Source organism: Listeria grandensis (assembly GCF_014322885.1).
Lineage (GTDB): Bacteria > Bacillota > Bacilli > Lactobacillales > Listeriaceae > Listeria_A > Listeria_A grandensis.
The window spans coordinates 184348-198351 of the sequence record NZ_JAASUG010000002.1; the positions used below are offsets into that span (position 1 = coordinate 184348).

General features: G+C 39.5%; 13 protein-coding genes. 1 reads left to right on the top strand and 12 read right to left on the bottom strand.

Annotated features, from left to right (window positions below; all coding sequences use genetic code 11):
- Window positions 1–23 precede the first annotated feature (23 nt).
- From xerC to HCJ54_RS03555, 12 genes are all read right to left on the bottom strand, one after another.
- Window positions 24–929, bottom strand: coding sequence for a tyrosine recombinase XerC (gene xerC / locus HCJ54_RS03500; RefSeq protein WP_187136658.1), 906 nt, complete (start codon window positions 927–929; stop codon window positions 24–26).
- Window positions 930–1183: 254 nt separating this feature from the next.
- Window positions 1184–2488 carry an FADH(2)-oxidizing methylenetetrahydrofolate--tRNA-(uracil(54)-C(5))-methyltransferase TrmFO gene (gene trmFO, locus HCJ54_RS03505; protein WP_187136659.1) on the bottom strand — a complete coding sequence of 435 codons (1305 nt, stop codon included), beginning with the start codon at window positions 2486–2488 and terminating at the stop codon, window positions 1184–1186.
- Between the two features lie 88 nt (window positions 2489–2576).
- Window positions 2577–4655 (bottom strand): type I DNA topoisomerase, encoded by a 2079-nt coding sequence (gene topA / locus HCJ54_RS03510; protein ID WP_185408785.1) that lies wholly within the window; start codon window positions 4653–4655, stop codon window positions 2577–2579.
- Window positions 4656–4935: 280 nt separating this feature from the next.
- Window positions 4936–5796: a DNA-processing protein DprA gene (gene dprA / locus HCJ54_RS03515; protein WP_187136660.1), complete on the bottom strand. Its 861-nt coding sequence runs from the start codon at window positions 5794–5796 to the stop codon at window positions 4936–4938.
- Between the two features lie 148 nt (window positions 5797–5944).
- Complete coding sequence (locus tag HCJ54_RS03520) at window positions 5945–6724, bottom strand: ribonuclease HII (protein WP_187136661.1); 780 nt, start codon at window positions 6722–6724, stop codon at window positions 5945–5947.
- A complete protein-coding gene (gene ylqF, locus HCJ54_RS03525; RefSeq protein WP_036064809.1) occupies window positions 6699–7592 on the bottom strand; it encodes a ribosome biogenesis GTPase YlqF in 894 nt (297 codons plus the stop codon). Before ylqF ends, HCJ54_RS03520 begins: the two co-directional genes overlap by 26 nt.
- 12 nt (window positions 7593–7604) lie before the next feature.
- The gene (gene sipZ, locus HCJ54_RS03530) at window positions 7605–8144 is read right to left on the bottom strand and encodes a type I signal peptidase SipZ (protein ID WP_187136662.1); all 540 of its coding nucleotides are present in this window, start codon (window positions 8142–8144) and stop codon (window positions 7605–7607) included.
- Between the two features lie 146 nt (window positions 8145–8290).
- On the bottom strand, window positions 8291–8890 hold the full coding sequence (lepB, locus tag HCJ54_RS03535; protein ID WP_187136663.1) for a signal peptidase I: 600 nt from the start codon (window positions 8888–8890) through the stop codon (window positions 8291–8293).
- Window positions 8891–9094: 204 nt separating this feature from the next.
- Window positions 9095–10354: an ATP-dependent protease ATP-binding subunit ClpX gene (gene clpX / locus HCJ54_RS03540; RefSeq protein ID WP_036064807.1), complete on the bottom strand. Its 1260-nt coding sequence runs from the start codon at window positions 10352–10354 to the stop codon at window positions 9095–9097.
- A gap of 249 nt (window positions 10355–10603) precedes the next feature.
- Window positions 10604–11905, bottom strand: a complete 1302-nt coding sequence (gene tig, locus HCJ54_RS03545; protein ID WP_187136664.1) for a trigger factor — start codon at window positions 11903–11905, stop codon at window positions 10604–10606.
- Between the two features lie 118 nt (window positions 11906–12023).
- On the bottom strand, window positions 12024–12974 hold the full coding sequence (locus HCJ54_RS03550) for a hypothetical protein (RefSeq protein WP_187136665.1): 951 nt from the start codon (window positions 12972–12974) through the stop codon (window positions 12024–12026).
- Between the two features lie 209 nt (window positions 12975–13183).
- Window positions 13184–13399: a helix-turn-helix domain-containing protein gene (locus HCJ54_RS03555; RefSeq protein ID WP_185408791.1), complete on the bottom strand. Its 216-nt coding sequence runs from the start codon at window positions 13397–13399 to the stop codon at window positions 13184–13186.
- A gap of 149 nt (window positions 13400–13548) precedes the next feature.
- Between HCJ54_RS03555 and HCJ54_RS03560 the strand changes: the two genes are divergently transcribed.
- Window positions 13549–13962 (top strand): helix-turn-helix domain-containing protein, encoded by a 414-nt coding sequence (locus HCJ54_RS03560; RefSeq protein WP_036064702.1) that lies wholly within the window; start codon window positions 13549–13551, stop codon window positions 13960–13962.
- Window positions 13963–14004: the final 42 nt, after the last annotated feature.

The window sequence follows — 14004 nt, forward strand, 5'->3', positions numbered from 1 at the left end:
TGATACGCCTCCATTCTCAAAAATTAAGCTCTTGGATGATGTTTCATATACGTTTCTTTCAAATACTCTTTTGTCACATGCGTGTATATTTGTGTTGAGGAAAGGCTCGCATGTCCCAATAGTTCTTGAACAGTTCGCATATCAGCGCCGTTATTTAACAAGTCTGTAGCAAACGTGTGTCGCAACATATGAGGATGAATTTTCCGGGTCAGCGAAGCTCTCTCAATCACCTTGTTCAAACAATAGCGAATTCCTCTTGCTGTCAGTGGATCACCATAATGATTAATAAGCAAACTCTGATGCGTCTTTTGGTGGTGCTCCATTAGCAGATCTCGTCCGCCATTTGTATAATCATTCACAGCGTCCAACGCAAAAACACCAAACGGAACATATCTTTCCTTGTTCCCTTTTCCCCTTATTAAAATTGCTTGATAGGCTTGATCAATATCAGACAATAGAATTCCTGCGCATTCACTCACTCGGATACCAGTAGCATATAACAGCTCTAGCAAGGCCCGATCTCGTAAAGTAAGCGGATCATTATTCGCATATACAACATCGAATAATGCTTCCATCTCCTGTGAGTAGAAAAATTTCGGCAAACGCAACTGCTTCTTAGAATGTGATACAAAAGCAAATGGGTTCTCATTTATAACTTTTTCTCTCAGTAGAAAGGCATAAAAACTGCGCAAACTTGAAATTTTCCGTGCTACTGTTGTGCGGGCAAATTCCTGTTTGCGTAAACGCGTAAGATATAGCCTAACATCCATATAACTCACATCCGCAAAGACATGAATCGCTTCCTCCAACATGAACGAATGAAACTCCCGAATATCATGGAGATAATTAATATTAGTATGTTCTGAATAATTGCGCTCAATGCTTAGGTAATTGCTAAACTCTTGTTCCCAATTTCGTCCAGCCATCATATGCACACACCTCTCAAACAAGTCCATCGTAACACACATGGTGTGATGTTGCAATAATTTTATACATTTTTCGCAACCTTTCGAATTGAACCGATAAAGTGTAAATTAAAGGATGAAAGGCACTCTCATGCGATTTCTAAAAATATCCATTTTTCCAATTTGTTTATATTATATCAGTAATATTTTTCCTCTAAAATGAAAATAAGACAATACGGCTTTATTGTTTGTTTGATAAAGCCGTACCACGTTGAGTCCTAAATGGTAGGAATAACTTCTTTTACAGCTGCAATAGCTCGGTTAGCATGTTGCTCATTTCGTTCTTGCTTATTACGAATTTTCGATGGTAAATCTGGGAATAGCCCAAAATTCACATTCATTGGTTGGAATGTTTTCGTGTTGGTGTTTGTAATATAATATGCCATACTACCGATCGCTGTTTCTGGTGGGAACACAAGCAAATCTTCACCAAGAACAAGACGCGCAGCATTGATTCCAGCAGCTAAACCACTTGCTGCAGACTCCACATACCCCTCAACACCTGTCATTTGTCCAGCAAAAAAAAGATCTGGCCGAGCCTTTAGTTGGTATGTTGGTAACAATACTTTCGGCGAGTTAATGAACGTGTTACGATGCATCACACCGAAACGAACAATTTCAGCATTTTCTAGACCAGGAATCATTTGGAAAACTCGTTTTTGATCGCCCCATTTCAAATGTGTCTGGAAGCCAACCATATTGTACAGCGTTCCAGCTGCATCATCTTGGCGTAATTGTAAAACCGCGTATGGGCGCTTGCCTGTCTTAGGATCCTCAAGGCCTACTGGTTTCATTGGACCAAATAACATTGTTTTGATACCACGCTTAGCCATAACTTCTATAGGCATACAACCTTCAAAGAAAATTTCTTTTTCAAATTCTTTTAATTCAGCAGTTTCAGCTGTTACTAAAGCCTCGTGGAAAGCGTTAAATTCTTCTTCTGTCATGGGACAATTTAAGTAAGCCGCTTCTCCTTTATCATATCTTGATTTCAAATAAACTTTATCCATATCGATACTATCTTGTTCAATAATTGGAGCCGCCGCATCATAGAAGTACAAGTACTCTTCTCCTGTTAGCGCCTTAATCTTCTCAGCAAGTGCTTCACTCGTCAAAGGACCTGTCGCAATAATAGTTGGCCCTTCCGGAATTTCTGTAATTTCTTCGTGATGTGCCGTCACATTCGGATGCCCTTTTACTTTCTCGGTGACATATCCAGAAAATTCATGGCGATCGACCGCTAATGCTCCACCTGCCGGAACAGAAGCTTTGTCTGCTGCTTCGATAATGATAGAGTCGAGCAAACGCATCTCTTCCTTGATTACACCAACCGCATTTGTCATCGTATTAGCGCGCAATGAATTACTGCATACTAACTCTGCAAATTTATCTGTATGATGAGCCGGTGTTTGCTTCACTGGGCGCATTTCATATAAATCCACTTTAATTCCACGTTTTGCGAGTTGCCAAGCTGCCTCACTACCTGCAAGCCCAGCTCCGATTACATTTACTTTTTGCTCCATTTTATCCCCCAGTTCAGAACAATAGCAACACACGATAATCGCCGTTGCCATTGTTTCTAGCTATTTTATTAAATTTGATATGTGTGCATCATTGCTGAGGCTGTTCTTTATAGTCACAATGTGTACATTGAATTTGCACACCTTTTTTGAGCTTCTTCTCTACAAGTGCTTTTTCATTACATTTCGGACAAGGACGCGCGATCGGTTTATCCCAAGATACATAATCACATGCTGGATAGCGATCACAACCATAAAATATCCGTTTTTTCTTACTCTTGCGTTCAATAACTTGCCCTTCGTTACATTTCGGGCACGTCACACCAATTTCTTTTACGATCGGCTTTGTGTTTCGACAATCAGGGAAACGACTGCAAGCTAAGAACTTACCGTATTTACCCATTTTAAAAACCATTGGCGCGCCGCACAGGTCACAATCTATTCCTGCGGGCTCATCTTTGATTTCAATTTTTTCCATTTCTTTATCTGCCCGTTCTACATTCTTCTCGAACCCTTTGTAGAATTGGTCAATAACCTTTACCCATTGTATTTCACCATGTTCTACTTCATCGAGCTCTGCTTCCATGTTTGCCGTGAACTGGACATCTAATATTTCAGGGAAATAATCTCGAATTAACTCATGAACAATCTCACCTAGTTCCGTAGGTACAAAGCGTTTATTATCTAAAGAAACATAGTTGCGTCGCTGGATAGTATCTAATGTAGGAGAATACGTAGATGGGCGACCAATACCGATTTCTTCTAGCGTTTTTACTAGTCTCGCCTCCGTATAACGTGGTGGTGGTTGCGTGAAATGTTGGCGCTGTTCTAGCGATTGTGACTCTACTTTGTCACCTTTTTTTAGATCCGGTAAAATGTTTTCTTTTTCTTCTTTATTATCGTCGTTACTTTCAACGTATACTTTCATAAATCCAGCAAACTTAATTTTAGAACCATTTGCTCGGAACATCACGCCATTATTATCTAAGTCTACGCGCATTGTATCCAAAACTGCTGGTGCCATTTGACTTGCTATAAAACGTTCCCAGATAAGGCGATACAATCGTAACTGATCGCGACCAAGATATTCTTTTACTTCTTGTGGAGAGCGCATAGCACTAGTCGGACGAATCGCTTCATGGGCATCTTGTGAACCCTTTGCTTTTTTGTCATTTCTTTTTTGCGTCCGCCCAAATTCTTTGCCGTAATTCTCTGTAATAAAAGTCGAAGCTTCTTGAATCGCTGTATCCGAAATACGTGTGGAGTCTGTACGCATGTAAGTAATTAGACCTACCGTCCCTTGGCGTCCAAGTGCAATTCCTTCATACAATTGTTGCGCTAACATCATCGTTTTACGCGTCCGGAAATTCAATTTACGAGCAGCTTCTTGTTGCAGTGATGAAGTTGTAAAAGGTGCTGCAGGATTGCGTAAACGTTCCTTTTTAACAACATCTATAACTTCAAATTGCTTGCCCTTGATCGTTGACATAACTTCTTTCACATCATCAACCGTTGATAATTTTTTCTTCTTGCCATTCATGCCGTAAAAATTGGCTTGGAATTCTTTTTTGCCTTTTTTGAAATTGCCGTCAATTGTCCAATATTCTTCAGGTATGAAGGCTTTGATTTCATTTTCCCGATCGATAACGAGCTTCAGTGCCACTGATTGAACGCGTCCAGCACTCAACCCTTTTTTTACTTTCTTCCATAGAATAGGACTGATATTATATCCCACTAATCGATCTAAGATACGACGAGCCTGTTGTGCATCTACTAAGTCCATATCAATCTTACGTGGATGTTTGAATGATTCTTTCACTGCTTCTTTTGTAATTTCATTAAAAACGACACGTAAATCGTCTGTTTGATCTAATCCTAAACTGGTCGCAAGGTGCCAAGCAATTGCTTCACCCTCACGATCTGGATCGGCTGCGAGATATACTTTTTTAGCTTTTTTAGCAGCTTGTTTTAGCTCTTTTAAAATGGGACCTTTCCCACGAATAGTGATATAGCGGGGTTCAAAATTGTTTTCTGTATCTACACCCATTTGACTCTTTGGTAAATCTCGAAGATGTCCCATCGAGGCTTTTACTTTATACTTCTTGCCAAGGTATTTCTCAATTGTCTTAGCTTTTGCAGGTGACTCTACTATTACTAAATAATCAGCCATTGTTAATTCCTCCCTAATTTGGGATACGCATTTAAGACAGCGGAGCGCGTCATACTATATTTTCTGACAATCAGCTTCCGATTTTAAATAGTCTCCAACTCTAATCACAAAAAATAATTTGTAATCAGTAGTAAATGTTATCCTTAGTTGTGCTATTTGTCAATTCATTTTCATTCCACTCGTTCTTTTGTATGTTTGGAATAATGATGATTCTTTAGCCAACTTATATCAAATACGCGAGAAATGCAAGTCTAATCACTTAAAATGTAGAATTTTATCCTTATTGACGCAATTCTTCCATTATATCTGGTGCGTCCATCACTAATTTTGCTCCTTCCTGAATTAATTTATTAGTACCTGCTGAGCTAAGCCCAAAAATCCCTCCTGGAACCGCAAACACTTCCCGATTCTGATTAAGGGCTGCATCCGCCGTGATCAAAGAACCACTTCTCTTCTCCGCTTGAATGATGAGCGTACCCAAACAAAGACCACTAATAATTCGATTCCGCTCTGGAAAATGCCATTTCCGCGCTGTCACATGGGGGGCATATTCACTTAAAACAAGGCCACTCTTCATTATCGCTTCAAAAAGCTCCATATTTTCACGCGGATAAAAATTGAAAAAACCACTACCAATAACCGCCATTGTCTTGCCACCTATTTCGAGAGCTTCGCGGTGAGCCTGTGCATCAATTCCCGTCGCCAAGCCGCTCACAATGACTAAGGATTCCTTACATAGAGGCTCCACCAAATGATGTAGTATCTGCTTGCCATACTCTGTCATTTTCCTAGTCCCGACAATAGCTAGTTTTTCCCACGCCAATAATTCTAGATCACCTCTAGCAAATAGTAACAAAGGGGGATCATATAATTCACGCAATAATTGCGGATAATAGTCATCTTCAATAGATACTAACTGGATTTCACGATTATCTAACTCATTCGTGGTACTTACCAAGTTAAATTGATAAAACTCTTTTTTAAATCGTTCACTCTTTTCCTCAGGCATCTCTAAAAATACCGCTATCTCGTTTGGTGCCAAGCTTCTCAAACGATCTTTTGGAATTTCACGCCATAGCTTACTTAGCTGTTTCACAGATAGGGACGGACAGTATTTCATATGCAATAACCAATTTTTCATTTATTTGCTCCTTCACGTTTACCTCATTTTATCCGCCTACCTTCATTTTGTAAATTGTGTCAAAAACAGCAAAAAAGCAGAATCGAACACGCAAAATCATCTCTTTCTTTTCAAAAGATAATTTTGCATGCTCTCTCTGCTTTTTGAACTAGCTTTTATTAGCTAAAAAAATATTTTTCACCGGTGCGAAACTTAATCGATGAATTGGGCAAATACCTTGTTTCTGAAGTCCGTCCAAATGAATTTTTGTACCATATCCCATATTTTTTGAAAAGCCGTATCCTGGAAATTCGATATCAAAACTGGCCATCATTCTATCTCGTGTCACTTTCGCAATAATCGAAGCCGCGGCTATAGAAACACTCTTACTATCGCCTTTTATTAAGGACAATTCATGTTCACAGTATTTTAACGGCATTGCATCAATCAAACAAAAATCGGGCGTAACGGGAAGCGCGTCGATAGCTTCTGCCATCGCTAACTTCGTGGCTTCATAAATATTAACTTTATCAATTACTTCATGGGATTTAATACCTATTCCTACAGCAATAGCATTTTCCATAATCGCATCAAATAATTGATCCCGTTTCGCCTCATTCAGCTGTTTGGAATCATTGACACCGACCACATCAAAATCTTCTGGCAATATAACCGCAGCCGCAACGACGGGCCCAGCAAGCGGACCGCGCCCCACCTCATCAATGCCTGCTATTCGTTCGAAACCACGAGCGCGCGCCTCTGTTTCATAGTATTTCATTATCTCCAATTGTTCGTAAAGCGCCTTTTGTTTCGCTTGCCTCCGCCTGAAAGACGTAATCAAGTTCGCGACACCTTTTCGCTCATCTAAAAGACACGCTTGAAAAAACGGATCGTCCTCAGAAATGACAGATGCCAATCGCTCTTTAATGACTGCTATTTTCTCCGCCATCTGCATCATCCTCCACTAATAAATCGCTTGGAAAATCGAAAGAAACGCGTCCCATTTTTTCTTGACGCATCTCACGTACTAGTAGTTCTGCTGCCCGTGAATAATCAGGATCACGATAGCGGTCAAAAATACCTCGGCGCTCCGCAATCATCGCCAGTACTTCTGTCGTCTCTTCCGGCAAAACCTCGATTTGCAACCAGTGATGTAGCTTTTCTGGATAATGTGCTTCTAAAAAACGCAAACCAAAGCCTGCAACCTCTTCCATATGCAAAAGATCGTCCTTTATCGCCCCAGTAAGCGCTAATTTATAACCAACGCGTTGATCTTCAAATTTAGGCCATAAAATGCCGGGAGTATCAAGCAATTCCAACGTTTTCCCCACTTTGATCCATTGTTGCGCTTTCGTCACACCTGGTTTATTCCCCGTTTTTGCAATATTTTTCTTCACAAGCCTATTAATCAAAGTAGATTTTCCAACATTAGGAATACCTAAGATCATGGCCCGAATAGCTCTTGGCTTCATGCCACGACTACGCTGACGCTCAAATTTTTCTGCCATCAACGCTTCTGCTGCCCGTTCAATTTTATGCATTCCTTTACCTTCTTGTGCATTTACTGCAACCGCTGGCAGACCTCGTTCCGCAAAATGATCAATCCATTCTTGCGTTACTTTTTCATCTGCCGTATCGGCTTTATTGAGTATAATTACTCGCCTTTTCTGGTGAATAATTTCTTCCAACATTGGGTTAGACGACGAATATGGAATTCTTGCATCCACCAGTTCAAAAATCACGTCTACCAGCTTCAATTTCTCTGTTACTTCACGACGGGCCTTCGCCATGTGACCCGGAAACCATTGTATTGTCATAATAAACTCCTTTTATTGAATAAACTTAGCATGCTCTAAAGGCCAGTAACAAACCGGTGTCGTCCCAAGTATTTTCGACTCAGGAATAGGACCCATAATGCGACTATCCTTACTTGCACGGCGATTATCTCCTAATACGAAAACCGTTCCTTTAGGCACCACACCACCTGGAATCATGTCCTCTGTACTAAAATCATCCGTTAATAAACTATTGTCTAATTGCTTTTTATACTCATCTAGATAAGGCTCTGCTTGTTTTTTCCCATTGATATATAGGACATCATTTTTGTACACGATCTTGTCCCCTGGAACACCAATGACGCGCTTCACGTACTCTCTACCCTCATCTTTAAAAATGATCACATCGAAGCGATCGACATTTCCAAATCGATTAATAATCACCCGATCTCCGTCGTGTAGCGTTGGCATCATTGAGGAACCATCCACCATCACAGGCACGAAAAAGTAAAAACGAATCAGTACCGTTAAAAGAAGTCCAAGCACAATTGCCCATGTCCAGCTCCATAATAATTTCAAATTCTTTTCGTTCAAAATGCCATCTCCCCTAGATCTCTTGTTAGACGTATCACCCTTTTGTTTTTATTTTTTCTAGTTCTAAGTATACACTAATCGCAAAAAAAAAGCTTGTACATGATGTACAAACTCTCTTTTAAAAAACAAGTTTTCGCGGTCTTTATTTACTTCTGCAAAGATTTTCCGAATGAAATCACTTTACCAAGTACTTTATCTTCGTCGATAAAGCCGATATAGCGACTATCTTTACTTATTGGACGATTGTCCCCTAAAACGAATAACTTGCCCTCAGGAACCTTTGTTGCCCCTCCGCAAGCGGGAATCGTAGCCAAGGAGAAGTTAGGATTACCTTGTGCGCCATCGTTTAATGTCGTTAAATAACCATTCGTTAAATCTTTCTTTGCCTCATCTAAGTATGGTTCATCGTATTTTTTTCCATTGATATACAGTTGATCTTGTTTATACTCAACCGTATCGCCTGGCAAACCGATCACGCGTTTGATATACTCAGTATCTTTCTCGTCCGGTGCTGGGAATACAATAATATCAAAACGATCAGGACCTGTTACTTTATTAATAAATAAGTGCTCTCCGTCATGAAGCGTCGGGTACATAGAATCCCCAAATACTGTAACTGGTGAAATCACAAAATAGCGAAGTGCCATGGAAAGTATTACAGCAACAAGAATTACTTGCACCCATCCCCATATCGCCTTACCTTTACCACGACCAGTTTTTTTAGTCTCATTAGTCTCACTATCCATATTCTCAAGTTCCTCTCTACAATTACTACGAAACACAAATTAAAGTATAGCACGAATAGCTTTAAAAAAAACAGCAAAATATACTGCGCCGTAGTAATTCTAATCCATTTCTAATAAATAGTCCATATCCTAACTACTGTTTACCCGATTCCCAAAAAGAAAAACGCTAAATCCTAAATCTGGACTTAGCGTTTTCTTGTTCCATCAAGCTGATGTTTTAATCGGGATGACAGAGCCATCTTCCAGTTGTAATTGTGGCTGTGCATCGCCCGTAACAGCTTCTTTTGTAATGATGCATTTCTTAATATCATCACGGGAAGGAATTTCAAACATAACTTCCAGCATAATATGCTCAATAATTGAGCGAAGTCCACGTGCCCCTGTTTTACGAGCAATCGCTTCTTTGGAAATCTCAGATAGAGCCTCTGGTGTAAACTCAAGCTCCACATCATCCAGTTCTAACATTTTTTGATATTGTTTCACAAGTGCATTTTTTGGTTCTGTCAAAATCGAGATCAATGTCTCTTCATCTAACTGCTCAAGTGTTGCAATGACTGGTAAGCGACCGATAAATTCTGGGATTAGACCGAATTTCAGTAGATCTTCGGGAACAACTTTAGAAAGATATGTTTCGTTTTCTTTTAATTGTTCATTCTCTGTTCCAAAACCAATCACTTTCTCGCCTAGACGATTTTTGACGATTTGTTCTACGCCGTCAAAAGCTCCACCGACGATAAACAATATATTTCCAGTATCGATTTGGATGAACTCTTGATGTGGGTGCTTACGTCCACCTTGTGGAGGAACACTTGCAACCGTTCCTTCTAAGATTTTCAGCAAGGCTTGTTGCACACCTTCACCAGATACATCACGTGTAATAGACGGATTTTCTGATTTACGTGCAACTTTATCAATTTCATCAATGTAAATAATACCTTTTTCGGCACGTTCCACATCAAAATCAGCTGCTTGGATTAGTTTTAGAAGAATATTTTCTACATCTTCGCCGACATATCCAGCTTCGGTTAAACTTGTTGCATCTGCAATTGCAAACGGAACATTAAGCAACCTTGCAAGCGTCTGTGCTAGCAATGTTTTACCACTACCAGTCGGTCCGATTAAGCAGATATTACTCTTGGAAAGCTCCACCGCATCGTCTGCTTTCTCATTGGAGTTAATACGCTTATAGTGATTATAAACGGCAACTGCCAACGCTTTTTTCGCGCGGTCTTGACCGATCACATAATCACTTAAAATGCGGCGAATTTCATGAGGTTTCGGCACATCACCAAAATCTACAAATTCAGACACATTCAGTTCTTCTTCAATAATTTCGTTACATAATTCGATACACTCGTCGCAAATATACACGCCAGGTCCTGCAACTAGTTTGCGTACTTGGTCTTGTGTTTTACCACAAAAGGAACATTTCAAAGATCCTTTTTCGTCATTAAATTTGAACAAGGTTTTCACCCCTTCTAATTAAGTGTTTTCATAAGCGTTATGCCTTATAAAACAAGCTTATGTCTGTTTATCATATCACTAGTTTGTGAGAAATGCTATTAAGAAACATTGACACTTTGCTCCAATGCATATTGAGACCCTAACTCAATTAAAGTCGCTTCGTAAAAAAAGCAACAAAAAGGAGGACACACAAGTCATAAACTCATGCCTCCTCCTCAAACATACTAATGAATTGCTTTCTTCCTAAAATTACTCCGCTGATTTTGCTTCGACTTCTTTAGCGTTTTCCACTAAAAGATCGATCGCTTTACGGATTTTAAGGTCGGATTTCAATTCGTTCATATCGCCTAATGCTGCACGAACTGCGTCTACTTCCATGCTGTATTTCTCAGCAAGCGTTTTTACTTCTTCTTCAATATCTGCTTCTGTTGGTGTAATACCTTCAGCTTCAGCAATTGCTTCAAGAACTAGGTTTGTTTTTACGCGTTTTTCAGCGTCTGTTTCCATTTGTGCATGCATCGCTTCTTCTGTTTGACCAGTGAATTGATAATAAAGTTCAGGAGTTAACCCTTGTGCTTGTAAATCTTGCGCAAAATGGTTCATCATGTGGTCTGCTTCGTGGTGTACCATTGCATGTGGAATTTCCACTTCTGCATTTTCTACCGCTTTAGCAATCGCATCATTTTGCTTCGCTTGCACAACGCTATCTTCTTTCGCTTCTTGTAAACGTTTTGTTACTTTTTCTTTCAATTCAGCAAGGTTTTCCACTTCTTCGTCGATGTCTTTTGCAAGCTCATCATCAAGTTCTGGAACCTCTTTTGCTTTTACTTCATGCACTTTGATTTTGAAGACAACTGCTTGTCCTGCAAGATCTTCTGCATGATATTCTTCTGGGAATGTTAATTCGATATCTTTTTCGTCGCCAGCTTTCAAACCAACCACTTGTTCTTCAAAACCTGGGATAAATGAACCTGATCCAAGTTCTAATGAATGATTGTCTGCTTGGCCGCCTTCAAAAGCAACACCGTCTTTAAATCCTTCAAAATCAAGGATAACTGTATCGCCATCCTCAGCTGGAGCATCTTCACGAACAACTAATTCTGCTTGACGTTCTTGCATGCTCTTAAGCTCAGCATCCACTTCTTCGTCTGTTAATTTCGAATCACGCGCTTCTACTTCCACACCTTTATAGTCGCCTAATTTCACTTCAGGTTTCACAGTCACTTCTGCTGTTAGTACCCAAACTGCATCTTTTTCCATAGACTCTACATTGATTTGTGGGTTGTCCACTGGATCAATTCCAGATTCTTCAATTGCAGCTGCATAAACTTCTGGCAACAAGATATCCAAAGCATCTTGGTACAAAGCCTCTTCTCCAAAACGTTGGTTAAAAATTTGACGTGGCACTTTCCCTTTACGGAAACCTGGTACGTTTAAATTTTTACGAACTTTTTGGAACGCTTTGTCCATTCCTGTTTTAATTTGATCTTGATTGATTTCGAAAGTTAATGTACCAACATTACCTTCTTTTTTTTCCCATTTCACTGACATGGTATTCCCTCCATACATCTATTTACTGGTTAATAGTCTTGATTACTCAATCCTTATTTCAGTCACACTCATATATAATAACATAAAACTTATCTACTTGAAAACTACAATCCTCTAGTTACAGCAGATAATTTTGCTGTGCTTGTTCCATCCTCTCAATAAATCGTGTTGCTTCTATTAACTCCTCCTGATTTATTGCCGTGTCATCTTGCTGACTCTCACCATATAGTTGTAGCAACCACTGGCTATAAGCCTCGCTCCAGAGGTCTGTATCTGTCGATGGGAACTGAAAAGGATACATAATAAATAAATGCTGTTGAACAATAACTAGCACTTGCTCCAAAAGGCTTGGATTCGTATGCTCCCAGCGCTTCGTTAACTTCTCCATTAATTCCTCCATAAACGTGTTGCGGCTTAAAAGCGGTACTTTACTCGGGTTAAAGCTTTCTTCCAACCCTAATTTCTTCACAAGAAATACTACATTCACCTTCTTTTCTTGCAAAAGCTCAAAAATCATCGACTTCACAAACGGAGAGGTTGTCGCATCCTTTAAAAACACGGCAAACGGCTCAAAATATGGCTCAATATCATGAAACCGAGCTTGTTGCAAAAATTCTAATTGCTCCGGCGTCCCCCACTCTAAAAAATTCGCGATATTCCGTCTTGGCTTAATTTTTTTTGGAAACAGAATGACATTGCTCTCGGCCACATCATTGATTTCAAGATCATCCAACTGAGATTCTTTCTCCAAGTGTTGTTTTACTAGACTAAAGTACGTATCCATTTCGTTGAGCGATAAAAACGTTGCTGAGAGCTCACCCAGTATCGCTTTGTTATACCCATCCATCATTAAAAAGGCCTGACCAACTTCTTTAGCATTGCCAAACTCCTGCTGGGCATTGTAGAATTTAATCAAGGCATACACTATTTGTTCATTGCAAGGCTGATCGCTGTAGGCTTGCTCAAGAAATTTCTGTACGGCTTGCGCCTCATTGTCACCAAGTGCAACTGCTCCTTCTTTTAAAAACATCTCCACAATTGTAGGAAAAATAATTTCTGACTCTTTCATAATTCAAAACTCCTCACAGAATAGATCCCATTTTTTTATAACTCTCCATACAATATTTGTTGGATGGGTAGCGTTTCTCGCTATTCTCCTTTATTTTACACGATTTCGCGCCTAGTTGATATTCTTTTTTCACTAAAATGCCTTTTTAGGCGATATCATTTTCTTTAACACACAAAAAACGTGACGAATCGTCACGTTTTGACGGGGTTTTATTTAAAAAAGTCTTCTTGCTTACAATGGAGAATTTCAGCTAAAATCGCTGCTTTTTCAGCGGTTAACCTCACCATCCCTTTTTCTAAATTAGAATAACCAGAACTGTATTTGTAACCCATTTTTCTTGAAATAAACGCTTGCGAAATACCTAGAGACTCTCTCTTCTTTCTCACTTTCGCCCAATTGATTTTCTTGTCTGTAGCTGTTGCCATGTGTATCGCTCCATTCTACTCAATTTGTGTTTATAACCCTATAATATCAACTCTATTAGTTGATGTCAACTGAATATAATTCGTTTTGTGTAACAAAATAGCTGTATTGTGTAAGTTGTGGTATAATATTTTCTAAAAGGAGTGATAAAATGTCGAAATTAAAAAATCGTTTGACCATTTTAAGAGAACAGAAGGGGTGGTCCAAAGTAGAGACCGCTCGTAGGCTCGGCTTAAATGCCACATCAACATACGGCAATTGGGAGTACGGTATTCGGGAGCCTGATATCGAAATGTTACGTCATATTTCCATGGTATTTGATGTTTCCGTGGATTACTTAATCGGGCAAAAAGATGATTCTGATTACAAACCGAGCGAACTCGAAAAGAATCTCGACATCGCAAAATCCTTAGAAAAAATACGGGAAAATATTCGTTTCGAGGAGAGTATACAACTAGATGCGAAAACGGTTCGTCCAGAAGTCACCCAATTTATCGATGATACAATCGTCTTTTTACTAAATCAAGCGAAAGCGTTAAATCAAGCGACTGAGGAACAAGAGTAAAAATCAATTGCTTTTTCAGGGCACCTTACCAAGCCAACTTTT